At 62.6% G+C, this 21,805-nt stretch carries 21 protein-coding genes; 8 read left to right on the forward strand and 13 right to left on the reverse strand.

The window, feature by feature from the left end:
- Positions 1-41: 41 nt before the first annotated feature.
- Genes NWP14_RS05705 through NWP14_RS05725 form a run of 5 tightly spaced genes read left to right on the forward strand, consistent with a single transcriptional unit; the run spans position 42 to position 5,296 of the window.
- Positions 42-473 carry a MarR family winged helix-turn-helix transcriptional regulator gene (locus NWP14_RS05705; protein WP_095097327.1) on the forward strand — a complete coding sequence of 144 codons (432 nt, stop codon included), beginning with the start codon at positions 42-44 and terminating at the stop codon, positions 471-473.
- Positions 473-2,125: an MFS transporter gene (locus NWP14_RS05710; RefSeq protein WP_375214953.1), complete on the forward strand. Its 1,653-nt coding sequence runs from the start codon at positions 473-475 to the stop codon at positions 2,123-2,125. The genes NWP14_RS05705 and NWP14_RS05710 overlap by 1 nt, the downstream gene beginning before the upstream one ends.
- Positions 2,126-2,153: 28 nt before the next feature.
- Positions 2,154-3,239 (forward strand): HlyD family secretion protein, encoded by a 1,086-nt coding sequence (locus tag NWP14_RS05715; RefSeq protein ID WP_375214954.1) that lies wholly within the window; start codon positions 2,154-2,156, stop codon positions 3,237-3,239.
- The gene (locus NWP14_RS05720; RefSeq protein ID WP_095097318.1) at positions 3,236-4,621 is read left to right on the forward strand and encodes an efflux transporter outer membrane subunit; all 1,386 of its coding nucleotides are present in this window, start codon (positions 3,236-3,238) and stop codon (positions 4,619-4,621) included. The genes NWP14_RS05715 and NWP14_RS05720 overlap by 4 nt, the downstream gene beginning before the upstream one ends.
- A gap of 15 nt (positions 4,622-4,636) precedes the next feature.
- Positions 4,637-5,296 carry an O-methyltransferase gene (locus NWP14_RS05725; protein WP_375214955.1) on the forward strand — a complete coding sequence of 220 codons (660 nt, stop codon included), beginning with the start codon at positions 4,637-4,639 and terminating at the stop codon, positions 5,294-5,296.
- A 668-nt stretch (positions 5,297-5,964) separates the two neighbouring features.
- On the opposite strand, the gene hrpA is transcribed toward NWP14_RS05725, so the two are convergent.
- Positions 5,965-9,810: an ATP-dependent RNA helicase HrpA gene (gene hrpA / locus NWP14_RS05730; protein WP_375215102.1), complete on the reverse strand. Its 3,846-nt coding sequence runs from the start codon at positions 9,808-9,810 to the stop codon at positions 5,965-5,967.
- Between the two features lie 258 nt (positions 9,811-10,068).
- Here hrpA and azoR point away from each other — a divergent pair, with 258 nt between their 5' ends.
- The 3 genes from azoR (at position 10,069) to nadS (ending at position 11,535) form a co-directional block, all read left to right on the forward strand.
- Positions 10,069-10,674, forward strand: a complete 606-nt coding sequence (azoR, locus tag NWP14_RS05735) for an FMN-dependent NADH-azoreductase (RefSeq protein ID WP_095097309.1) — start codon at positions 10,069-10,071, stop codon at positions 10,672-10,674.
- Positions 10,675-10,916: 242 nt separating this feature from the next.
- Positions 10,917-11,249 (forward strand): type II toxin-antitoxin system RelE/ParE family toxin, encoded by a 333-nt coding sequence (locus NWP14_RS05740; protein WP_095097306.1) that lies wholly within the window; start codon positions 10,917-10,919, stop codon positions 11,247-11,249.
- Between the two features lies 1 nt (position 11,250).
- Entirely contained in the window at positions 11,251-11,535 is a 285-nt protein-coding gene (gene nadS / locus NWP14_RS05745; protein ID WP_095097303.1) for a NadS family protein, read from the forward strand.
- Positions 11,536-11,560: 25 nt separating this feature from the next.
- Here the strand turns inward: nadS and paaY are convergent, their stop codons facing one another.
- From paaY to paaB, 12 genes are all read right to left on the reverse strand, one after another.
- Positions 11,561-12,157: a phenylacetic acid degradation protein PaaY gene (paaY, locus tag NWP14_RS05750; protein WP_375214956.1), complete on the reverse strand. Its 597-nt coding sequence runs from the start codon at positions 12,155-12,157 to the stop codon at positions 11,561-11,563.
- A 9-nt stretch (positions 12,158-12,166) separates the two neighbouring features.
- Positions 12,167-13,093 (reverse strand): phenylacetic acid degradation operon negative regulatory protein PaaX, encoded by a 927-nt coding sequence (gene paaX / locus NWP14_RS05755; RefSeq protein ID WP_375214957.1) that lies wholly within the window; start codon positions 13,091-13,093, stop codon positions 12,167-12,169.
- Positions 13,094-13,210: 117 nt separating this feature from the next.
- Positions 13,211-14,527: a phenylacetate--CoA ligase PaaK gene (gene paaK, locus NWP14_RS05760; protein ID WP_331835343.1), complete on the reverse strand. Its 1,317-nt coding sequence runs from the start codon at positions 14,525-14,527 to the stop codon at positions 13,211-13,213.
- A gap of 26 nt (positions 14,528-14,553) precedes the next feature.
- Positions 14,554-15,759 carry a 3-oxoadipyl-CoA thiolase gene (gene pcaF / locus NWP14_RS05765; protein WP_375214958.1) on the reverse strand — a complete coding sequence of 402 codons (1,206 nt, stop codon included), beginning with the start codon at positions 15,757-15,759 and terminating at the stop codon, positions 14,554-14,556.
- Positions 15,759-16,181: a hydroxyphenylacetyl-CoA thioesterase PaaI gene (paaI, locus tag NWP14_RS05770; protein WP_346431598.1), complete on the reverse strand. Its 423-nt coding sequence runs from the start codon at positions 16,179-16,181 to the stop codon at positions 15,759-15,761. The genes pcaF and paaI overlap by 1 nt, the downstream gene beginning before the upstream one ends.
- On the reverse strand, positions 16,171-17,598 hold the full coding sequence (gene paaH / locus NWP14_RS05775; RefSeq protein WP_375214959.1) for a 3-hydroxyacyl-CoA dehydrogenase PaaH: 1,428 nt from the start codon (positions 17,596-17,598) through the stop codon (positions 16,171-16,173). Before paaH ends, paaI begins: the two co-directional genes overlap by 11 nt.
- Positions 17,599-17,601: 3 nt before the next feature.
- Positions 17,602-18,390, reverse strand: a complete 789-nt coding sequence (paaG, locus tag NWP14_RS05780) for a 2-(1,2-epoxy-1,2-dihydrophenyl)acetyl-CoA isomerase PaaG (RefSeq protein ID WP_375214960.1) — start codon at positions 18,388-18,390, stop codon at positions 17,602-17,604.
- Between the two features lie 2 nt (positions 18,391-18,392).
- Positions 18,393-19,160 carry a 2,3-dehydroadipyl-CoA hydratase PaaF gene (gene paaF, locus NWP14_RS05785; RefSeq protein ID WP_375214961.1) on the reverse strand — a complete coding sequence of 256 codons (768 nt, stop codon included), beginning with the start codon at positions 19,158-19,160 and terminating at the stop codon, positions 18,393-18,395.
- The gene (gene paaE / locus NWP14_RS05790) at positions 19,157-20,227 is read right to left on the reverse strand and encodes a 1,2-phenylacetyl-CoA epoxidase subunit PaaE (protein WP_375214962.1); all 1,071 of its coding nucleotides are present in this window, start codon (positions 20,225-20,227) and stop codon (positions 19,157-19,159) included. The genes paaF and paaE overlap by 4 nt, the downstream gene beginning before the upstream one ends.
- Positions 20,228-20,234: 7 nt before the next feature.
- On the reverse strand, positions 20,235-20,732 hold the full coding sequence (gene paaD / locus NWP14_RS05795) for a 1,2-phenylacetyl-CoA epoxidase subunit PaaD (RefSeq protein ID WP_331835350.1): 498 nt from the start codon (positions 20,730-20,732) through the stop codon (positions 20,235-20,237).
- A 12-nt stretch (positions 20,733-20,744) separates the two neighbouring features.
- On the reverse strand, positions 20,745-21,500 hold the full coding sequence (paaC, locus tag NWP14_RS05800) for a 1,2-phenylacetyl-CoA epoxidase subunit PaaC (protein WP_375214963.1): 756 nt from the start codon (positions 21,498-21,500) through the stop codon (positions 20,745-20,747).
- 7 nt (positions 21,501-21,507) lie between these two features.
- Complete coding sequence (gene paaB / locus NWP14_RS05805; protein WP_095097268.1) at positions 21,508-21,795, reverse strand: 1,2-phenylacetyl-CoA epoxidase subunit PaaB; 288 nt, start codon at positions 21,793-21,795, stop codon at positions 21,508-21,510.
- Positions 21,796-21,805: the final 10 nt, after the last annotated feature.

Here is a 21,805-nt window from a genome sequence, read left to right on the forward strand (position 1 = left end):
GGCATAAACTCATTAGAGCTCTAATGACTTTGTGGAAGACTATGGATAACCGACAGCTTACCTTTTCCCATTTACTGTACCTCACCGCGCATCACTGGCGGCTGGCGGTCAACCGCCGCCTCAAGGACCTCGGCATGAGCCAGGCCAGCTGGGTCGCCGTCTCGGCGATTGCCCGCAACCAGCAGCCGCTGTCGCAAAGCGAGCTGGCCCAGGAGCTGGGCGTAGAGAGCGCCACTATCGTCCCGCTGATCAACCGGCTGGTGGAGTTAGCGCTGGTGGAGCGCGTAAAAACCGACAGCGACCGGCGCAAGCGCCTGCTGGTTGCCACCGACAAAGGCCTTGAGCTTTATCTGCAGGTAAAAACGGTGGCCGATGATTTACGCGAAGAGATTTTAAGCGCCATCAGCCCCGAAGAGCGGCAGCAAACGCACCTGGTACTGGAAAAACTGCTGCGCGAGGTGGAGAAAAAGTAATGCCTCGCCGTCCTGAAAACCCCTACGTGCCCCATGACTGGGCGCCGCATGAAAAGCCGGCGATCCTCGGATCGCCCTCGACGCCGATCCACCCGACGCCAAAGCGTATCGCCTACGGCATTGTCGGGCTGCTGGTCTGCCTGACCGGCGCGCTGGGCAACGCGGTGGTGACCGCCAACCTGCAGAACCTGCAGGGAACCTTCGCCGCCTGGTCGACGGAAATCGCCTGGCTGCCGGCGGTCTACGTCATGACCAACGTCTCGATCAACCTGCTGCTGGTAAAATTTCGCCAGCAGTTCGGCCTGCGCGCCTTTACCGAAGGCTTTCTGGTGCTGTACGTGCTGGTGACCTTTTTCCACCTCTTCGTCAACGATCTCAGCTCGGCCATGATGGTCCGCGCCGCGCACGGCATGGTGGCGGCGGCGCTCAGCTCGCTGGGCATTTATTATCAGGTGCAGGCGTGGCCCGCCCGCCACCGCCTCAAGGCGCTGACCATCGGGATCACCGGCTCGTCGCTGGCGATCCCTCTCGCCCGCCTCTTCTCCACGGAGCTGCTGCAGATTGACGAATGGCGCGGCCTCTACTTTTTTGAACTGGGGCTGGCGCTGGTCTCTCTCGCCTGCGTAATGGTGCTCAAGCTGCCCCCCAGCGATCGGAAGAAGGTGTTCGAGAAAAAGGACTTTATTACCTTTATTCTGCTGGCCCCCGGCATGGCGCTGGTCTGCGCCGTTCTCTCGCTGGGCCGCCTTGACTGGTGGTTTGAAGCCCCGTGGATCGGCTGGGCGCTGGCGGGCGCGGTGGTGCTGATTGTGTCGGCCATCGTCTTCGAGCACAACCGCAGCAACCCGCTGCTCAACACCCACTGGCTCTCCAGCGGCAGCATCCTGCGTCTGGGATTAATTATGCTGCTAATGCGGATCGTGCTGGCGGAGCAAAACACCGGGGTTATCGGCTGGCTGCAGTACGTGGGGTTGCAGAACGAACAGATGACCCAGCTGGCGTGGTCGATTTTCGCCGGGATCGCCTGCGGCATCGTCGCCAGCTGCCTGACCCTCAACCCGCAGCGGCTTTACTGGCCCACCGCCACCGCCCTGGCGCTGATCATGATAGCCTCGCTGCTCGACAGCCGCTCGACCATCCTGACGCGTCCCGAACAGCTGATGTTCAGCCAGTTCCTGCTCGGCTTCGGCAGCGCGTTCTTCCTGGCGCCGGCGATGCTGGCCGGGATCGGCGGGGTCATTGCCGACCAGCGCAACCTGGTGAGCTTTTCGGTGCTGTTTGGCATGAGCCAGAATATCGGCGGCCTGCTGGGGTCGGCGATCCTCGGCACCTTTCAGACCTGGCGGGAAAAGTTTCACTCCAGCCAGCTCGCCGACCAGATAACCACGCTGAATCCGCTGATTGCCGAGCGCCTGCAGCAATACAGCCAGATGTATCAAAGCCAGATTGGCGACAGCACGCTGCTGAGCGTGCAGGCCAGTACGCTCCTGCAGAACGCCTCAACGCTGCAGGCCAATATTCTTGCCTACAATGACACCTATCTGCTGACGGCGTTGATTTCCGCCGGCACGCTGATCTGGGTGTTCTGGCGCCTGATAAGGCTGCGTATTACCGCTCGCATTGCGCTTAAACGCGCGACGGGAAACAAATAACAAAGATAATTTTTACTCTGGAGTCGTTATGAGTCAGCAGGATGCCGCCAGGCAACAGGCCAATACCCGCAATAATATCCGCGTAGTCTCTATTTTCAGCGCCGCCGCCATTGGCCTTGTTGGGGTGCTGGTGATTCTGTACGCGTGGCAGCTGCCGCCGTTTACCCGCCACAGCCAGTTTACCGATAACGCCTACGTGCGCGGGCAGACCACCTTTATCAGCCCGCAGGTCAGCGGCTATATCACCGCCGTCAACGTCCAGGATTTTGCCGAGGTCCAGCCCGGAGAGACGCTGTTCCAGATTGACGACCGGATCTACAGGCAGCGCGTCCACCAGGCGCAGGCTACTCTGGCGATGAAGGAGTCGGCTCTGAAAAATAACCAACAGCAGCGCCGAAGCGCCCAGGCGGTGATTGCCCGCAATGAGGCCGCGCTGCAAAACGCCCGCGCGCAGAATCAAAAAACCCAGGCCGACTTAAAGCGGGTGCAGGATTTGACCGCCGACGGTTCGCTGTCAATTCGCGAGCGCGACTCGGCAAGAGCCAGCGCCGCGCAGGGCACCGCCGATATTGAACAGGCGAAAGCCACGCTGGAAATGTCGCGTCAGGATCTGCAATCCACCATCGTCAACCGCGACGCGCTGGAAGCCGACGTTGCCAGCGCCAGGGCCGCGCTGGAGCTGGCGGATATCGATCTGCAGAACACGCGGATCGTCGCGCCAACCGGCGGACAGCTGGGGCAGATCTCCGTGCGTCTCGGCGCCTACGTCAGCGCCGGTACCCACCTGACGTCGCTGGTGCCGCCGCAGCACTGGGTGATCGCCAATATGAAAGAGACCCAGCTGGCGCACATTCGCATTGGCCAGGCCGCAACCTTTAGCGTCGATGCGCTCGATGGCGAGGCGTTCCGCGGCGTCGTCCAGAGTATCTCCCCGGCGACCGGCGTTGAATTCAGCGCCATTTCGCCGGATAACGCCACCGGCAACTTTGTTAAAATTGCCCAGCGAATTCCGGTGCGCATCGCGGTCGATGAGGGGCAGAAAAATAGCCAGCACCTGCGCCCCGGCATGTCGGTGCAGGTCACCATCGATACCCGTGAGGGAGAGAAGCCATGATGCGCCGGCTCACCCTTGCGCTGGCGCTGAGCGTCGCGCTGGCCGGCTGCCGGTCGGCAGACGTGCCGCCCGCAGCGTCGTCGCTGCAGATCCCCGCCGCCTGGCGCGCCGAAATCGGCCCCGCCAGCCCGCTTGAGGGCGTGTGGTGGCGCAACTTTCACGACAGCCAGCTCAATCAGTACGTGGAACAGGCGCTGCGCTATAACAGCGATGTGCTGATCGCCCGCGAACGGGTGAATGAATACCAGGCGCGGGCCTATGCCGCCGACAGCAGCCTGTTTCCGTCCCTTGACGCCTCGCTGAGCGGCAGCCGCGCCCGCGCGCAGTCCGCCGCCACCGGCCTGCCCATCCACAGTACGGTCTATAAAGGCGGGCTGACCGCCAGCTATGACGTCGATATCTGGGGAGCCAACCGCAGCGCCGCCAGCGCCGCCGAGGCCAGCCTTGAGGCGCAGAAGGCAGCCGCCGCTGCCGCAGACCTTACCGTCGCCGCCTCGGTGGCCGTCGGCTATCTGACGCTGCTCTCTCTGGACGAGCAGCTGCGGGTCACCCGGCAGACGCTGAAATCCCGCGAAGACGCCTACAGCATGGCTAAACGCCAGTTTGAGACCGGCTATACCTCGCGCCTCGAGCTGATGCAGGCCGATTCGGAGCTGCGATCTACCCGGGCGCAGATCCCGCCGCTGGAGCATCAAATCGCCCAGCAGGAGAACGCCCTCAGCGTGCTGATCGGCAGTAACCCGCAGGAGATCAGGCGTCAGGACTTTGCCCATCTGACGCCGCTGTCGCTGTCGTCGCAGCTGCCCTCCAGCCTGCTGAACCGCCGACCGGATATCGCGCAGGCCCAGCGCCAGCTGCTCGCCGCCGACGCCACCCTTGCCTCTTCCCAGGCCCGGCTGCTGCCGTCGATCAATTTGACCGCCACCGGCAGCATGCAGGACCGTACGCTGCCGGACCTGCTCGATAATCCGCTGCGGCTGTGGAGCATCGGCGGCAGTATTCTCGCTCCGCTGCTGAACCGCCAGGCGCTGAACGCCCAGGTCGACGTGTCGATGGCCCAGCGTAACCAGGCGCTGTATGGCTATGAGAAAACGGTGCGCGGCGCGTTTCGCGAGGTCAACGATAGCCTGGACGCCATCACCCGCTACGGCGAACAGCTCACGGAGCTGCAGGAGCAGGAGGCGGTGGCGCAGGAGACGCTGCGGATTGCCGGAAACCGCTATCGTAACGGCTACTCCTCTTATCTCGAGGTTCTGGACGCCCAGCGCACCCTGTTCTCGACGCAAATCAGCGTCGTGCAGGTGAAAAATAACCTGCTGCTGGCCCAGGTTGATTTATATCGGTCGCTGGGAGGCGGCTGGTCTGATTCATCAGGGACGTAATACAGGAAATTTTGCATGCAACAACAATGGTCTGCTGTAGATAATTATCTTGTTGAAACGCTGATCCCGCACGACCCGCTATTGCAGCAGGTGTTAGAGAATAACCAGCGCGCCGGCCTTCCGGCCTATGACGTTGCCGCCAACCAGGGCCAGTTTCTGGCGCTGCTGGTGCGCATCACCCGCGCCCGGCGGGTGCTGGAGATCGGCACGCTCGGCGGCTATAGCACCATCTGGATGGCGCGCGAGCTGCCGCCGGACGGCGAGTTGCTGACCCTGGAAGCCGACCCGCACCATGCGCAAACTGCGCGGCAGAATCTTCGGCTGGCGGGCGTGGACGATCGGGTCGAGGTGCGCGAAGGCCCGGCGCTGGCAACCCTTGAGAATCTCGGCGACCGCCCCGCTTTTGATCTGATTTTTATCGATGCCGATAAGCCCAACAACCCGCACTACCTGCGGTGGGCCCTGCGCTACTCCCGGCCGGGAACGCTGATTATCGGCGATAACGTGGTGCGGGATGGGGAGGTGACTAATCCGCGTAGCGCCGATGAGCGGGTCCAGGGCGTGCGGCGATTTATTGAGATGATGGGCAGCGACCCGCGCCTGACGGTGACGGCGCTGCAGACGGTGGGCAGCAAGGGCTGGGATGGGTTTACGCTGGCGTGGGTCAACGGGTAGCTCCGCTACCGGCAGCGGCCCAAGCCGATTAACGTGGCTGCTCGCTAAGAGAAACTTCTCTCATTAACCTCCGCGGAATATTTCGTTCATTTCCGTGGAATGTTCCGTTCACGTTGAATCCGACGTTTTTCCCACACCCGCTGCGGGTGAACGGCACGGGGGGCGTTTCGCCCGCCCCACGCTGCCAACCCGTGGCAATTAGGTTGCGATTTCATTGCTGAAAGAATTTTCAGCAATGACCATGCAGGCATGAGGCATCGGGATATGCAGCAGGGGGGTTGGGCCGGCTAAAAATCGCTGAGGCGCAGGCGGCTGGCCGCCGCCAGCATGGACAAAAACGCCCGGAGCGTTTTTGAACGACGTTGACGTCGGCCCCGAAGGGGTGAGTCCCAGGGATGGGACTAATAACCTGGCGGAGGCAAGCCTTACAGGGACGTTACCTCTTGCCGTCCCCGAATAGCCAGACGGCGGAGACGAAGGTATCGCGCAGCGACGATTTTTCTTGCCGGGATGCCGGGTCCCCAGGGCCGGGCGAAACCGGCCCTGTGCCGTTCACCTATGCCGCAGTAAACAGAAGTATGCGGGACCAATGGTGAACGGAACATTCCACCGAACACTTCACAGAGCAAGCTAAGAAAACACGCCTTCACCCTGCCCTAAAACGACCATCAGGCGACTATCTGCTCCATCGCCTGCAGGATCCGCTTATCGGAAATGGGGTACGGGGTACCCAGCTGCTGGGCGAAGAAGCTGACGCGCAGCTCCTCGATCATCCAGCGGATCTCCTGCACGTCCTCGTCGTCACGGCGGGCTGGCGGCAGCTTATTCAGCCACTGCTGCCACGCCTGCTGAATGCTCTCAACCTTCAGCATCTGCGCGCGATCGCGGTGCGGATCGACCGCCATCTTCTCCAGCCGCTTTTCAATCGCCTGCAGATAGCGCAGGGTATCGCCCAGCCGGCGGAAGCCGTTGCCGGTGACGAAGCCGCGATAAACCAGGCCGCTCATCTGCCCTTTGATATCCGACAGCCCCAGCGCCATGCTCATATCCACGCGCCCTTTCAGGCGCTTGTTGACGTTGAACACCGCGGTCAGGATCTGCTCAACCTGTTTGGCAATCTCCACCACCGTATCGTTGAGCTCGGCGCGCACCTTGTCGTGCAGCTGCGTAAAGCCCTCTTCGGTCCAAACCGGCCCGCCGGCCTCGTCGATAAGCTTATCGACGCCGCAGGAGATGCAGTCGTCAATCAGATCCAGCACCTTGCCGTAGGGGTTAAAATAGAGCCCCAGCTTGGCCTTGTTCGGCAGCTTCTCGTGCAGATATTTGACAGGCGACGGAATGTTCAGCAGCAGCAGCCGGCGCAGACCGCGCCACATCGCCTGCTGCTGTTCGAGCGGATTGTCGAACAGCTTAATCGCGACGCTGTCACGTTCGTCCACCAGCGCCGGCCAGGCCTTAACCCGATAGTTGCCGCGCTTTTGTTCATAGCTTTCCGCCAGGGTGCCGAAGCTCCAGATATGCAGCCCGCTCTGCTCGATACCGTCATCGGCCACCGCGGAGAGCGTCTCCTGCACTTTCCCCTTCAGCGCATCCTTTAACTCCTGCAGCGAACGGCCTTCGGCGAGCTTCTTGTTCTTATCATCCACCACCCGGAAGGTGATTTTCAGGTGATCGGGCACCTGATCCCACTGCCAGGCCTCGCGGTCGATGGTCACGCCGCTCATCCGCCGCAGCTCGCGCTCCAGCGAATCCAGCAGCGGTAGCTCCAGCGGCGTCGCGCGGCCTAAAAAGGCTTCGGCATAGTTCGGCGCCGGCACGAAGTTGCGCCGCACCGGTTTCGGCAGCGATTTAATCAGCGCGATAATCAGTTCCCGACGCAGGCCGGGGATTTGCCATTCGAAGCCGGACTCGTCCACCTGGTTGAGCAGCGGCAGCGGAATATGCACCGTCACCCCATCGGCGTCGGCGCCCGGTTCGAACTGATAGGTCAGACGCAGCTTGAGGTTGCCCTGGTGCCAGAAGTTCGGGTAGTCCAGCTTGCTGACCTGCTCCGCACCCTCTTTAATCAGCATGCTCTTTTCGAAGTTGAGCAGATCCGGAGTCTCGCGGCTGGCCTGCTTCCACCAGTTGTCGAAGTGGCGCGCCGAGATGACGTCATGGCCGATGCGCCGATCGTAAAACTCAAACATCGTTTCGTCGTCGACCAGGATGTCGCGGCGGCGCGATTTGTGCTCCAGCTCTTCGATCTCTGTTCGCAGCTTGAGGTTATCGCGGAAGAAGGCGTGACGGGTCTGCCAGTCGCCCTCCACCAGCGCGTGGCGGATAAACAGCTCGCGGCACAGCGCCGGGTCAATCTGGCTGTAGTTCACCTTGCGGGCGGCGACGATCGGCAGGCCGTAGACGGTTACTTTCTCCGTCGCCATCACCGCCCCCTGCGCCCGCTCCCAGTGCGGTTCGCTGTATGAGCGCTTAATCAGATGCTGCGCCACCGGCTCCACCCATTCCGGGTCGATGCGCGCGGCGATGCGCCCCCACAGGCGGCTGGTTTCCACCAGCTCGGCAACCATAGTCCACTTCGGCGGCTTCTTAAACAGCCCGGAGCCCGGGAAGATCGAGAAGCGGGCGTTACGCGCGCCGGTAAACTCCTGCTTGTCGGTATCCTTCATGCCGATATGCGACAGCAGCCCGGTCAGCAGCGCGGTGTGAATTTCGCGGTACTCCGCCGGCTCGCTATTTACCGGCAGGCCCAGCTCTTTCACCACCTGGCGCAGCTGGGTGTAGATGTCCTGCCACTCGCGCACCCGGAGGTAGTTAAGAAAATCGACGCGGCACTGGCGGCGGAACTGGTTCGATGACAGCGCTTTCTGCTGCTCGCCGAGGTAGTTCCATAAGTTGACGAAGGCGAGAAAATCCGACTCTTTATCGTGGAAACGGCGGTGCTTCTCATCGGAGGCCTGCTGCTTGTCCATCGGACGTTCGCGCGGGTCCTGAATCGACAGCGCCGAGGTGATGATCATCGCCTCGCGCACGCAGCCGTGCTTTTGCGCTTCCAGCACCATCCTCGCCAGCCGCGGGTCAACCGGCAGCTGGCTGAGCTGGCGGCCCATCGGCGTTAGCTTATAGGCGGTCATCTGCTCGTCGGTGGTAATCGCCCCGAGCTCCTCCAGCAGGCGCACGCCGTCCTGAATATTACGCTTGTCCGGCGCCTCAACGAACGGGAAGGCGGCGATATCCCCCAGCCCCAGGGCGGTCATCTGCAGAATAACCGACGCCAGGTTGGTGCGCAGGATTTCCGGGTCGGTAAACTCCGGGCGCGACAGGAAATCGTCTTCGGAATAGAGACGAATACAGATCCCTTCCGATACGCGGCCGCAGCGGCCCTTACGCTGGTTTGCGGAGGCCTGAGAAACGGGCTCAATCGGCAGGCGCTGCACCTTGGTGCGGAAGCTGTAGCGGCTGATGCGCGCGGTGCCCGGGTCAATAACGTACTTAATTCCCGGCACCGTCAGCGAGGTTTCCGCGACGTTGGTCGCCAGCACGATGCGCCGCCCGCTGTGGGACTGGAAGACGCGGTTCTGCTCGCTGTTCGACAGCCGGGCATAGAGCGGCAGCACTTCGGTATGCCGCAGGTTGAGCTTGTTGAGCGCATCGGCGGTATCGCGAATTTCCCGCTCTCCGCTCATAAAGATCAGAATATCGCCGGGACTTTCATGCCCCAGCTCTTCGACGGCGTCGAAAATCGCCTGCAGCTGATCGCGCTCGGTGTCATCGGCCTCTTCAACGATCGGCCGGTAGCGAACCTCGACCGGATAGGTGCGGCCGGAGACTTCGATAATCGGCGCATGGTTAAAGTGGCGCGAGAAGCGTTCCGGATCGATGGTCGCCGAGGTGATGATGATTTTCAGATCCGGACGCTTCGGCAGCAGCTCCCGCAGGTAGCCAAGCAGGAAGTCGATATTGAGGCTGCGTTCGTGGGCCTCATCGATAATGATGGTGTCGTACTGCATCAGCAGGCGGTCCTGCTGGATTTCCGCCAGCAGGATACCGTCGGTCATCAGCTTGACCATCGTGTTGTCGCCGACGTGGTCGCTAAAGCGCACCTTATAACCGATGCAGCCGCCAGGTTCGCTTTGCAGCTCCTCGGCGATGCGGTTAGCCACGGTACGCGCCGCCAGACGACGCGGCTGAGTGTGGCCAATGAGGCCTTTCACCCCGCGCCCCAGCTCCATACAGATTTTCGGCAGCTGGGTGGTTTTACCGGAACCGGTCTCCCCCGCCACAATCACCACCTGGTGGTCGCGCACGGCTTCGAGAATCTCTTGTTTTTTCTGGCTTACCGGCAGGTTTTCCGGGTAGGTAATCGCCGGCCGCGCCGCTTCGCGCAGCAGGACTCTCCCTGCCGCCGCCGCAATCTCCTGCGCCATCTCCCGCAGAATAGCCTGCTGGGATTCAGGATTTTTAACCTTCTTCACGCCGTGCAGACGGCGGGAAAAGCGAGACCTGTCGCGCAGCATCAGGCCGTCAAGCTGCTGGAAGAGCTGGGGGAAGGTGAAAATTTGTTGTTCTGTCATAGCGTTATCGGGCAGTGCTCTGCCAGGAAAAATCTCTTTTGAAGTATTGCTGTAGATTACCACAGCTGGGCATTTCATGCCTTGTTCAAAAAAACTGAACACAGAGTTCGATTTATTGCGCTTTCTCTGTGGCATGATTGTGAATAAAGTGTCAGCAAGCACCAGGGCATCGACCCGTCAATCTCATATAAGGAAACACCCATGAGCAAAGTATTAGTTCTGAAATCCAGTATTCTGGCAGGGTACTCGCAATCCGGTCAGCTGTCCGACTATTTTGTTGAACAATGGCGTGAAAAGCACGCTGAAGACGCGATCACCGTGCGTGACCTGGCAGCAAACCCGATCCCGGTACTGGATGGCGAACTGGTTGGTGCTCTGCGTCCGAGCGATGCGCCGCTGACTCCGCGTCAGCAGGAAGCGCTGGCGCTGTCCGACGAGCTGATCGCTGAGCTGCAGGCGAATGACGTGATTGTTATCGCCGCGCCGATGTACAACTTCAACATCCCGACTCAGCTGAAAAACTACTTCGACCTGGTGGCACGCGCCGGCGTCACCTTCCGTTACACCGAGAAAGGGCCGGAAGGTCTGGTTACCGGTAAACGCGCTGTCGTTGTGACCAGCCGCGGCGGCATCCATAAAGATACCCCGACTGACCTGGTGACTCCGTATCTGTCGACCTTCCTCGGCTTCATCGGCATCACCGACGTGAACTTCGTCTTCGCTGAAGGTATCGCTTACGGTCCGGAAGTGGCTGCCAAAGCGCAGAACGACGCGAAAGCGGCCATCGATAGCGTGGTTGCAGCGTAATATAGATTGCCACTCCCACCGCCCGGTGGGAGTTTCTTCTCCCCGTCACCCACCTTACGAGACGCCTCGTAAAATCAGCAGCCAATTCTGCCTGTAAATCCCCCAACGTATACGATAGCGCTCACGGCTTGCGGCCAGCTGTCTCCGATCTCCAGGCCTGACCTGACAAAATGTCGAAAAATCAGCGATAGGTACCATGTACACGCTCAGGTGTACATGGTACCTTAACAAGGAGCGTACTCATGTGCTGTGCGATTGAATTTATCGAAACGCCGCTGTTTACCCGGCAGATAAAACAGCTTGCTACTGACGATGAGCTTCGGGCGCTGCAGAAAGAACTCATTGGCAATCCGGATGCCGGGGATATCATCCAGAATACGGGTGGACTACGGAAAATCAGGATGGCGACCGGCGTTCAGGGGAAAAGCGGCAGCGCAAGGGTGATTTATTTCCTCGCCACCGCTGAGATTATCTATCTGGTTTTGGCGTACCCGAAAAGCACCAAAGATAATCTGACCGATGCTGAAAAAGCGCAGCTCAAAAAACTAGCTAAACTACTGAAAAATGAGGTGTGACATGAGTTTTTTTGATGAGCTTCAAACGTCCCTCAAAGAAGCCGTTGATATCAAAAATGGCGATAAAGCCCCGGCCCGCGTGACTCGCTATGAGATCGCTGACGTAAAAGCTATTCGAGCGCAGCTGAACGTTTCCCAGACGGAAATGGCGCAAGCGCTGGGAACCAGCGTGGATACCATTAAAAGCTGGGAGTCCAGACGACGTAACCCAACGGGACTTGCGGCAAAAGTGCTCGCGGCGATTCAGGCGAACCCGGCACTCTTTCGCGAGCTGGCTAAATACTAGGCCCTCGAAGCCAGAGGGCTCAGGTTCAGGATGATGATTTCGGCCGCAGGCTTTCATCAAACTCCAGCCGCTTTCTCTGCGGCTCCGCCTCCTTCAGCGGCTCCACCTGGTGCAGCGTTTGCTGGCAGCGCTCGACCAGCGCCTGATACTCCCGCGTCCCCTGCTTTTTCCACGCGATCTCCTGCTCACTCAGGGTGCGAATGGCCTTCGCCGGGCTGCCGACGATCAGATGGTTGGCCGGCATCTCGGCTTTAGCCTTAACGAACGCCGAGGCGCCGACGATGCTGTTTTCGCCAATCGTTGCGCCGTCGATAATCACCGCGCTCATCCCGACCAGCGCGTTGCGGCCGATAACGCAGCCGTGCAGGATCGCCCCGTGGCCGATATGCCCGTCCTCTTCAACCACCGTATCCTGGCCGGGAAAGCCGTGCATCACGCAGTTATCCTGAATATTGGCGCCGTCTTTCACCACGATGCGTCCGAAATCACCGCGCAGGCTGGCGTTAGGGCCGACGTAGACGCCTTTACCGAGGATCACGTCGCCAATCAGCACCGCCGTGGGGTGAACGTAGCTTTCATCCGGTACCACCGGGGTCATACCGTCTATCTGATAAATCGGCATCGGCTCTCCTTAAGCGGCGGTCAGGCCGCCAAAACGTTGAAAATAGAGCGGCCCCGGCGCCGGCAGTTCGCCGACCGAGCTCTCCCCGTTCTCACTGACGAAGGCCAGCGCGCCGGGCGCGACGCGTTGATAAATATTGATGCACAGCTGGCGCGCGGTCTGCCCCAGCCAGTGCGCCGGCAGCAGCTCCTCCGGCAGCAGCGGATCTTTTAGCACCACCCGACGATAAAAATGGATTAGCAGCAGCTGGATCTGGAAGCAGCGCTCTGCGGTCAGCTCCGCGCTATCGACGTCGCGCAGCAGCGGCAGCAGCGGGCGAAACAGCGAAATAAAGGTTTCGTACATCGCGTTTTGTTCGGTCAGGTGCCAGCACTCCTCGACGCGCGCGCGCAGCGCCGCCCGGGAGAGCGCCAGCGGAGAGTGCGCTTCAAAGCAGATGACGTTTTCCGCCACCCCCGCTTCATGCAGCAGCGACTGCACGTCCGCCAGCTTCTGCGCCGGCGAGGCGAGCAGGCTCGGCGCAAGTGCGCCAAAGCCCTGCCACAGAAGCTGCTTTTTCACCTCCGCGAGGGTGTTTTTTTCCAGCCCCTCGGAGAGCAGCAGCAGCCAGGTGCCGTCCCACTCCGGCGCGCCGGCGCGATAAATTTTGTGCTCCGCGCGGCGGGTCAGGCGCAGCCCCTTGTCGCTCAGACGATAGAAGCTGCGGCGGCCGATACGCACCACGTCCAGCCACTCCTCTTTGTTGAGGCGAAACAGCGCCGTCCGCACAAAACGTTCGCCGAATCCCAGCCCTTCGAGCAGGGCCGCCACGCTGCCGAGCCACACTTCGCCCCCGCGCTGCAGCAGGGAATCACCGTACAGGGAGGCGATCAGCGACGTCCCGCTAATCGGCATCGCCGTCACCGCCTGTTGAATAAAATTATCAAGCCTGCTCATCTGATTCATTCCGTTGCGGTTAGTAGTCCATGACGAATCATAGCACAGGGAACTCCCGGCAGGGGCGCTGCGTCCCGCCGGGGATTTCATCGCCCGGCCGGGCCGGGAGGCGCTGACCTAGCCGTTGGCGGCGACCTTGCGCAGGTCGAACACCCGGCAGGCCTTCCCTTCCGAGCGCGGGATGCTGCCGCAGTTGACGATGCTGATATCGGTGGAGATCCCGACCATCGACTTGATGCGGTGGCGTAGCTGATGGCAGATCTGGCAGCGCTGCTCGTGGCTCAGCGACAGGCTGCTCTCCTTCAGCTCCACGCGCACCGAAAGTGAATCAAGATGGCCGCGACGATTGACCTCCAGCTGGTAGTGCGGCGCCAGATGCTCCACCTTGAGGATCTCCTCCTCCAGCTGCGACGGGAAGACGTTGACGCCGCGAATAATCAGCATGTCGTCGCTGCGTCCGCTGATGCGATCCATCCGCCGCATGCTGCGCGCGGTGCCCGGCAGCAGGCGGGTCAGATCGCGGGTACGGTAGCGGATCACCGGCAGCGCCTCTTTGGTCAGGGTGGTGAACAGCAGCTCGCCGTGTTCGCCATCCGCCAGCGGCGTACCGTCGTGCGGGTTGACTACTTCCGGATAGAAATGGTCTTCCCAGATGGTCGGGCCGTCGGCGGTTTCCAGACACTCCATCGCCACCCCCGGCCCCATCACTTCCGAAAGGCCGTAGATATCGAGGGCGGTGATCCCGAGACGACGCTCGATTTCAGCCCGCATCGCCAGCGTCCACGGCTCGGCGCCGAATACGCCAACCCGCAGCGAGCAGCGGCTGGCATCGCCGCCCATCTGCCGCTCCAGTTCTTCAATCAGGTTCAGGCAGTAGGAGGGCGTGACCATAATCATATCCGGCTGAAAATCGCGGATCAGCTGCGCCTGTTTTTCCGTCTGGCCGCCGGACATCGGGATCACCGTGGCCCCCAGACGCTCCGCGCCGTAGTGCGCGCCAAGGCCGCCGGTAAACAGGCCGTAGCCGTAGGCGACGTGGATTTTATCTTTTGCCGTGCCGCCGGCGGCGCGCAGGGAGCGGGCGACGATATTGGCCCAGGTATCGATATCATTTTGCGTGTAGCCCACCACCGTCGGTTTGCCGGTGGTCCCGGACGAGGCGTGGATGCGCACAATCTGCTCCATCGGCACCGCAAAGGTATCGAACGGGTAGTTATCGCGCAGATCCTGTTTGGTGGTGCACGGGAACTTGCTCAGGTCGCTCAGTTCATGGAAATCGTCAGGATGCACCCCCGCCGCGTCAAACTTGCGGCGGTACATCGGAACGTTGTCGTAAGCATGTTTCAGCGTCCACTTCAGACGCTGGGTTTGCAGAGCCTGTAATTCATCACGAGAAGCGCTTTCAATCGGATCTAATTTTGTATTAGTTATCATTTTAGGGTACTCGCAGGTAAATTAGCTCACACTCGCTCGAGGATCATGGCAATGCCCTGACCCACGCCAATACACATCGTACACAGGGCGTAGCGCCCGCCGCGTCGCTGCAGCTCCAGGCTCGCGCTCAGCGCCAGCCGGGCGCCGCTCATTCCCAGCGGATGGCCTAAAGCGATGGCGCCGCCGTTGGGGTTAACGTGCGCGGCATCATCCGCCACCCCCAGCTGTCTGAGCACGCCCAGCGCCTGGGCGGCGAAGGCTTCGTTCAGTTCAATAACGTCCATATCGTTGATATTCAGCCCCGCGCGCTCCAGCACCTTACGCACGGCGGGTACCGGCCCGAGCCCCATCAGCCGTGGTTCAACCCCGGCGGTCGCCATCGCCACAATGCGCGCCCGCGGCGTCAGCCCCTGGGCCAGGACCTGCTGTTCGCTGGCGATAATCAGCGCCGCGGCGCCGTCGTTGACCCCGGAGGCGTTGCCGGCGGTGACCACGCCGCCCTTGCGGAACGGGGTTTTTAGCTGAGAAAGCTGCTCCAGGGTGGTCTCCGCCCGCGGATGCTCATCGTCGCGAACGACGCTGACCGCCCCCTTCCTGCCAATAATCTGTACCGGGACGATCTCCTGCGCCAGGATGCCGTCACGCTGGGCTTTCGCCGTCAGCCGCTGGCTGCGCAGGGCGAACGCGTCCTGATCTGCGCGGCTAATATTTAACAACTCGGCTACATTCTCCGCCGTTTCCGGCATGCTGTCAGTGCCGAATTGCTGCTGCATGAGCGGGTTCACAAAACGCCAGCCGATAGTGGTATCAAACAGCTCCGCCTGACGCTGGTACGGCGCGCTGGCCTTACCCATCACAAACGGCGCCCGCGACATCGACTCCACGCCGCCGGCAATCATCAGGTCGGCATCCCCGGCCTTAATGGCGCGGGCGGCAAAGCCGATCGCGTCCAGCCCGGAGCCGCACAGGCGGTTGATGGTGGTGCCGGAGACGCTCGGCGGATAGCCCGCCAGCAGCGTCGCCATATGCGCCACGTTGCGGTTATCTTCTCCGGCCTGGTTGGCGCAGCCGAAAATCACGTCGTCAATGCAGCCGGGATCGAGGCGCGGATTGCGGCTCAGCAGCTCGCGCAGCGGAACAGCGGCTAAATCATCGGCCCGCACGCTGGCGAGCGCCCCGCCGTAGCGGCCGATCGGCGTACGAATTCCGTCACAAATAAAGGCGTCACGCATCAGACTTCTCCTGTGATTGTGCCGCCGATGCGGTGCGATTTACCGCGAAACAGGGCGACAATTTTCTGTTGTTGGTTAACGATTTCGATGTCGTAGACGCCGGTCAGTTTGCCCTGCTGCCTGACCCGCGCGGTGGCGACCAGCCGGTCGCCGGCGAAGGCCGGACGCAGAAAATCGATGCTTGCCGCCGAGGCGACCGCCGCCAGCCCCTGGCTGTTGCAGGCGTAGGCAAAGGCGGTGTCGGCGAGGGAAAAGAGTTGCCCGCCGTGGCAGGTTTGATGGCCGTTAAGCATGTTCGGCGCGACGGTCATGGTCATCTGCGCGTAGCCCTCGTCCATCTCGATAATGTCGATCCCCAGCGTTTGGGCGCAGGTGTCGTGTTCATACATTGCGCGCGCGTTGCGCCAGGCCTTATCGTTCATTGCGCATCTCCAGCAGCGCCTTCTGGCGCAGTAGCGAACAGGGGCGATAGCGCTCCTCGCCGTAGTGCTGCTGGAGGTTTTCCAGCAGGCGCAGTATGCGGTTCCAGCCCAGCCGGGCGCCCCACGCCAGCGGGCCGTGCGGGTAGTTCACCCCCAGGCGCATCGCGGTATCGATATCCGCCGGATCGGCCACGCCTTTCTGCACCGCATCCAGCGCTTCATTCACCAGCATCGCCACCGTGCGCCACACCAGCAGCCCCGGATAGTCGGCAACCTGCAGCACTTTTTTGCCCTGCTGCTGAAAATAGCGCACCGCTTTATCGGTGGCCGACTGTGGGTTAGACTCCGCGCTCGCCAGCACCACCGTCTCCCCGGCGCTGTGGTCATAGACCGCCACCGGACGGCCGTGCTGCGCGCTCAGGGCCTCGGCGGTTTGGCCTTCGGTCTCCATCAACAGCAGCTCGTCAAGTTCGGTGACATTGTCACTTTTACGCGTCACCTTCCGCGCGCCTGCCGATTCGGCCACCGCGCTGAGGCTCAGATCCGCCTCGGCGTCCAGCGGCCAGCGGTATACGCCCTGCCCGCTCTTTTTGCCCAGCCGTCCGGCCAGCGCCAGCTCCTGCTGCAGCAGCGAGGGAAGGAAGCGCCGATCCTGCCAGAAGGCGTTAAATACCGAACAGGTCACCGCGAAGTTGACGTCCTGGCCGATCAAGTCGGTCAGCGCCAGCGGCCCCATCGGAAAACCGCCGCCGTCGCGCAGGGCGGCGTCAATGACCTGCGCGGGAGCCACCTGCTCCTCCAGCGCCCGCCAGGCTTCGGCGTAGAACGGGCGCGCCACGCGATTGACGATAAACCCCGGCGTTGAGCGGCAGCGCACCGGCTGCTTGCCCCACGCGCTAACGCACCGGCACAGCTGTTCGACCACCTCCGGCGAGGTGGCCAGGCCGCTGACCACTTCCACCAGCTTCATCACCGGCGCCGGATTAAAAAAGTGCAGGCCGGCCACGCGCTCCGGGTGCTTCACCCCGGCGGCAATCGCGGTAATCGAAATCGAGGAGGTGTTGCTGGTGAGCAGCGCGGAGGGCGAGCAGATCTCCGCCAGCTGGCTGAACAGCGCTTTTTTGATCTCAGGACGTTCGGAAGCCGCTTCAATCACCAGCTGCGCCGGCGCCAGCGCGGCCAGCTCCGTCGTCGGCACGATGCGGGCCAGCAGCGCCTCGGCCTGCTCTGCCGTCAGCCTGCCGCGCGCGACGCGCGAGGCCAGCCGCTGGCGAATACCGTCCACCGCGCGGGTTAGCGCATCGCCGGCGATATCGTAGAGCAGCACCTGATGTCCGGCGCCGGCGGCGACCTCCGCGATTCCTGACCCCATGGTGCCGCCGCCGATCACGGCGACGGTATGCAGTGTTGTGCTCATAAGCTATTTCCCGCTGAACAGTGGTGGACGTTTGGCGAGGAAAGCGCTCACGCCTTCGCGGTAGTCGGCGCTGCGTCCGGCCAGGCGCTGGTAGTCGCGTTCCAAATCAAGCTGGGCATCAAGGCCGTTGGTTTCCGCAGCCAGCAGGGCTTGCTTAATCAGGCCGAGGCCGAAGGTCGGCTGCGTCGCCAGATGACGGGCCAGCTGACGGCTGGTGTCCGCCAGCTCGGCGTCTTCCACCAGCTGCCAGATCATCCCCCACTGGGCGGCCTGTTCGGCGCTGAGCTTCTCGCCCAGCAGCGCCAGCCCCATCGCCCTGGCGCGTCCGGCGATCCGCGGCAGAAACCAGCTGCCGCCGCAGTCGGGCACCAGCCCAAGCTTGCTGAAGGCCATTACGAAGCTGGCGGATCGCGCGGCGAGCACCAGGTCGCAGCCCAGCGCCAGAGTTGCCCCGGCCCCGGCCGCCACGCCGTTAACCGCCGCAATCACCGGCTTCGGCAGCGCCGCCAGGCGGCGCACCAGCGGGTTATAGAAGCGCTCCACCGACAGCCCCAGATCCGGCGCCGGGCCGCTGGGGTCAACGTTGCGGTCGTTTAGATCCTGGCCAGCGCAAAAGCCGCGCCCGGCGCCGGTAATCAGCAGGCAGCGCACGCTGTCGTCGCGCTCGGCCTGGGTCAGGCACTCGGCGAGCTGCTGATGCATCACGTCATTAAAGCTGTTCAGGCGATCCGGACGGTTAAGGGTAATCGTCATCACGCCCTGTTCTACGGTGCTGAGAATAAAAGCTTCCACGATTAGCGTCCTTTAAATTGCGGGGTACGTTTTTGTAAAAAGGCGTCGATGCCTTCGCGACGATCTTCCGTCGCGCTGAGCAGCGTAAACAGCTGACGCTCCTGCTGGAGACCGGCCTGCAGCCCCACCTCCTGCGCCTGGCGCAGCGCCTGCTTCGCCGCCCGCAGCGCCAGCGGCGAGTGGCGGGCAATGGTCGCTGCCAGCTTGAGGGCATACTCATCGCTTAACGCCGGCGGATAGATATCGCTCACCAGACCGGCCTGCTGCGCCCGCCGGGCGTCGATCGTTTCGCCGCTCAGCACCATGCGGCTGGCCAGCGCCTTGCCGACGCAGCGGATCAGCCGCTGGGTGCCGCCCGCGCCGGGCATTATGCCGAGGGTGATTTCCGGCACCCCGAAGCGGGCGTTATCCCCCGCGACCACCAGGTCGCAGAGCAGCGCCAGCTCGCAGCCCGCGCCGAGGGCGTAGCCGTTCACGGCGGCAATCAGCGGCTTGCTGAAGGCGTCAATTCGCGCCCACAGGCGGGGGCGAAGATCATCGAACGTGGCCGGAAGATCTTTTTCCGCCATTTCGTTAAGGTCGGCGCCGGCGGCAAACACGCGCTGGCCGCCGCTAATCATGCAGACGCTAATGTCCGGGTCGGCCGCCGCGGCTTCCAGCGCCTCGGCAAGCCGGGTCAGCAGCGCATTATTGAGCGCATTGCGCGCCTGCGGGCGGTTGAGAGTCAGGTGCAGCACCCGCCCGTGGCGGGTAATCAGCAGTTCGCTCATGCCATCCCCCGGGCGTCAAAATCCACCACCACGTCGCCGCTGGTCGGCAGCGCCTGGCAGCTGAGCACGTAGCCGGCCGCCAGCTCGTCCGCTTCGAGGCTGTAGTTTGCCGCCATCGCCACTTCCCCGCGCAGCACCTTGCATTTGCAGGTAGCGCAGACGCCGCCTTTGCAGGCGAACGGCAGATCCGCCCCCTGGCGCAGCGCCGCGTCGAGAATGCTGTCATCTTCCGCGCTGAGGGCCACCAGCCGATCGCGGCCGTCCTGGCGAATGGTGACGGTTCGGCCCCCGGCCTGCACGCCGGTCGCGCGCTTAACGCTGCTGCCCGGGGTATTAAAGCGTTCAAGATGAATGCTGTGCGCCGCCATCCCGAGCTCCCCCAGCGCGGCTTCCGCTTCATCCATCATCAGCGCCGGGCCGCAGATAAAGGCCTCGTCGAAGCGGCTGAAGTCCAGCAGCCGGCCGGAGAGCGCACGCAGCTTAGCGCCGTCGATGCGCCCCTGCAGCAGGTCGCTGTCCATTGACTCCTGGCTAAACAGGTGCACCACCTGCAGCCGCTGCGGGTAGCGATCTTTCAGGTCCGCCAGCGCCTGGCGAAACATCATGCTGTGGCTGCTGCGGTTGCCGTAAATCAGGGTGAAGCGGCTCTGCGTTTCGGTGGCGAGCGTGGCGCCGATAATCGCCATCATCGGCGTAATGCCGGAACCGGCGGCAATCGCCAGGTATTCGCCGCGGCGTTCGGCCTGCGGCTGGTAGCCAAAATGGCCCTGCGGCACCATCACCTCCAGGGCCATACCCTGGTGGATATCGTGCTGCGCATAGCGGGAGAAGCGGCCGCCGTCGATGGCCTTCACCGCCACGCTGATTTCGGCCGGGGAGCGGCTGCGGCAAATGGAGTAGCAGCGCCGCAACTCTTCCCCGCCGAGGCGGGCTTTCACGGTCAAGTGCTGGCCGGGACGGAAGGCGTACTCCGCCTGCAGCGCGTCGGGGATCGCAAAGGTAATGGTCACCGCATCGCGGGTTTCCGGCTCCACTTTCGCGACGGTAAGCGAATGAAACGTCGTCATGGCAACCTCAAATACATTTAAAGTAATCAAAGGGTTCACGGCAGCTGTCGCAGCGGTAGAGCGCCTTGCAGGCCGTAGAACCGAATTCGCTAATCAGCGAGGTGTGGAGGCTGCCGCAGCGCGGGCAAACCACCTCCTGCGGCATACCGGCATGGCAGGCGTGCCCCTGCGGCGGGCTGATCCCGTACTGGCGCAGGCGCTCGCGGGCCGCCTGATTCATCCAGTCGGTGGTCCACGGCGGGTCAAGCTGCAGGACGATATGCACCGGCGCGTAGCCGTGGCGGGCCATCGCCGCGCGGATCTCGCCCAGCAGATGCTCCGTTGCCGGGCAGCCCGAGTAGGTCGGAGTAAAGCCAATCACCCAGCCCTCGCCGCGCGGCGCCACGCTGCGCACCATTCCGAGGTCGGTAATGGTCAGCACCGGCACTTCCGGGTCGGGGATCGCGCTGAGCAGAGTCCAGATAGCGTGAACGTCGGCGGGCGCGATCGCGGTCAGTCGTTGCATAGCCGCCTCCCGCTACCACTGCTGGCCGGGATAGGCGCGCTGCAGATACTGCATCTCCGCGAGCATCGACCCGAGGTGTTCGCTGTGCAAACCCTGCTTGCCGCCGCTGCGAAACGCCGCTTCCTGCGGGATCCGCAGACCCGACTCCAGCAGCGCGGTATGCACCGCGCTCTGCCACGGCCCCTGAAGCTCGCGCGGGTCGACGGCAATCCCCTGCTCGACCAGGCACAGCTCCAGCGCGTCGGCCATAAACAGTTCGCCGGTAAAGCGCCACAGGCCCTCAACCGCCTGCTGCATTTTTTGCGCCGAGAGCGGCGTGCCGTTGCCCAGCCGTTCGAGCCAGCCGCGGCTGAAGCGCAGGTGATAGCGCACCTCCTTCAGCCCTTTGGCGGCGATGGCGGCAAGCTGCGCATCGCGGCTCTCCACCAGGCGGGTGAATAGCTCTACGTGCCAGGCGTCAATAAAGAGCTGACGGGCGATGGTGTCGGCGAAGCTGCCGTTCGGCTGCTCCACCAGCAGCAGGTTGTGAAACTGACGCTCGTCGCGGCCAAAGGCCAGGGTGTCTTCGTCCCCGCTCCCCGCCAGCTCCGCCGCGTAGCTGAGAAAGTTACGCGCCTGGCCGAGCAGGTCGAGGCCGATATTGGCCAGCGCCAGGTCGATCTCCAGCTCCGGCGCGTGGCCGCACCACGCCCCCAGGCGCTGGGCCAGCACCAGGCCGTTATCGCCCAGACGCAGGGCATAGGTTGCAACGGGATTCAGGTTATTCATCGCTGCCTCACATATGTTCCATGCCGTCCGGCACGCTGTAGAAGGTGGGATGGCGGTAGATTTTGCTCTCCGCCGGGTCAAAGAATTCGCCGCGATCTTCCGGCTGCGAAGCGATAATTTCGCTGGCCTTCACCACCCACAGCGAGCAGCCTTCGCTGCGCCGGGTATAGACGTCGCGGGCGTTTTCCAGCGCCATCTGGTCGTCGGCGGCGTGCAGGCTCCCCACGTGGCGATGCGAGAGTCCCTGTTTGCTGCGGACAAAAACTTCATATAACGGCCAGTAAACGTTGCTCATCATGCTTCTC

The sequence above is a fragment of the Klebsiella sp. C349492 genome (genome assembly GCF_042055345.1).
In the GTDB taxonomy this organism is placed as follows: Bacteria; Pseudomonadota; Gammaproteobacteria; order Enterobacterales; family Enterobacteriaceae; genus Klebsiella; species Klebsiella scottii.

What these genes read in the sequence shown, in the direction of transcription:
- NWP14_RS05740 (WP_095097306.1), top strand. Translation starts at nt 10,917, where the DNA reads ATGTGCTGTGCGATTGAATTTATCGAAACGCCGCTGTTTACCCGGCAG.
- NWP14_RS05720 (WP_095097318.1), top strand. Translation starts at nt 3,236, where the DNA reads ATGATGCGCCGGCTCACCCTTGCGCTGGCGCTGAGCGTCGCGCTGGCC.
- paaK (WP_331835343.1), bottom strand. Translation starts at nt 14,527, where the DNA reads ATGATAACTAATACAAAATTAGATCCGATTGAAAGCGCTTCTCGTGAT.
- paaY (WP_375214956.1), bottom strand. Translation starts at nt 12,157, where the DNA reads ATGCCGATTTATCAGATAGACGGTATGACCCCGGTGGTACCGGATGAA.
- NWP14_RS05715 (WP_375214954.1), top strand. Translation starts at nt 2,154, where the DNA reads ATGAGTCAGCAGGATGCCGCCAGGCAACAGGCCAATACCCGCAATAAT.
- paaC (WP_375214963.1), bottom strand. Translation starts at nt 21,500, where the DNA reads ATGAATAACCTGAATCCCGTTGCAACCTATGCCCTGCGTCTGGGCGAT.
- NWP14_RS05710 (WP_375214953.1), top strand. Translation starts at nt 473, where the DNA reads ATGCCTCGCCGTCCTGAAAACCCCTACGTGCCCCATGACTGGGCGCCG.
- paaB (WP_095097268.1), bottom strand. Translation starts at nt 21,795, where the DNA reads ATGAGCAACGTTTACTGGCCGTTATATGAAGTTTTTGTCCGCAGCAAA.
- NWP14_RS05705 (WP_095097327.1), top strand. Translation starts at nt 42, where the DNA reads ATGGATAACCGACAGCTTACCTTTTCCCATTTACTGTACCTCACCGCG.
- pcaF (WP_375214958.1), bottom strand. Translation starts at nt 15,759, where the DNA reads ATGCGTGACGCCTTTATTTGTGACGGAATTCGTACGCCGATCGGCCGC.
- NWP14_RS05725 (WP_375214955.1), top strand. Translation starts at nt 4,637, where the DNA reads ATGCAACAACAATGGTCTGCTGTAGATAATTATCTTGTTGAAACGCTG.
- hrpA (WP_375215102.1), bottom strand. Translation starts at nt 9,810, where the DNA reads ATGCTGCGCGACAGGTCTCGCTTTTCCCGCCGTCTGCACGGCGTGAAG.
- paaE (WP_375214962.1), bottom strand. Translation starts at nt 20,227, where the DNA reads ATGACGACGTTTCATTCGCTTACCGTCGCGAAAGTGGAGCCGGAAACC.
- paaI (WP_346431598.1), bottom strand. Translation starts at nt 16,181, where the DNA reads ATGAACGATAAGGCCTGGCGCAACGCGCGCGCAATGTATGAACACGAC.
- nadS (WP_095097303.1), top strand. Translation starts at nt 11,251, where the DNA reads ATGAGTTTTTTTGATGAGCTTCAAACGTCCCTCAAAGAAGCCGTTGAT.
- paaF (WP_375214961.1), bottom strand. Translation starts at nt 19,160, where the DNA reads ATGAGCGAACTGCTGATTACCCGCCACGGGCGGGTGCTGCACCTGACT.
- paaH (WP_375214959.1), bottom strand. Translation starts at nt 17,598, where the DNA reads ATGAGCACAACACTGCATACCGTCGCCGTGATCGGCGGCGGCACCATG.
- azoR (WP_095097309.1), top strand. Translation starts at nt 10,069, where the DNA reads ATGAGCAAAGTATTAGTTCTGAAATCCAGTATTCTGGCAGGGTACTCG.
- paaX (WP_375214957.1), bottom strand. Translation starts at nt 13,093, where the DNA reads ATGAGCAGGCTTGATAATTTTATTCAACAGGCGGTGACGGCGATGCCG.
- paaD (WP_331835350.1), bottom strand. Translation starts at nt 20,732, where the DNA reads ATGCAACGACTGACCGCGATCGCGCCCGCCGACGTTCACGCTATCTGG.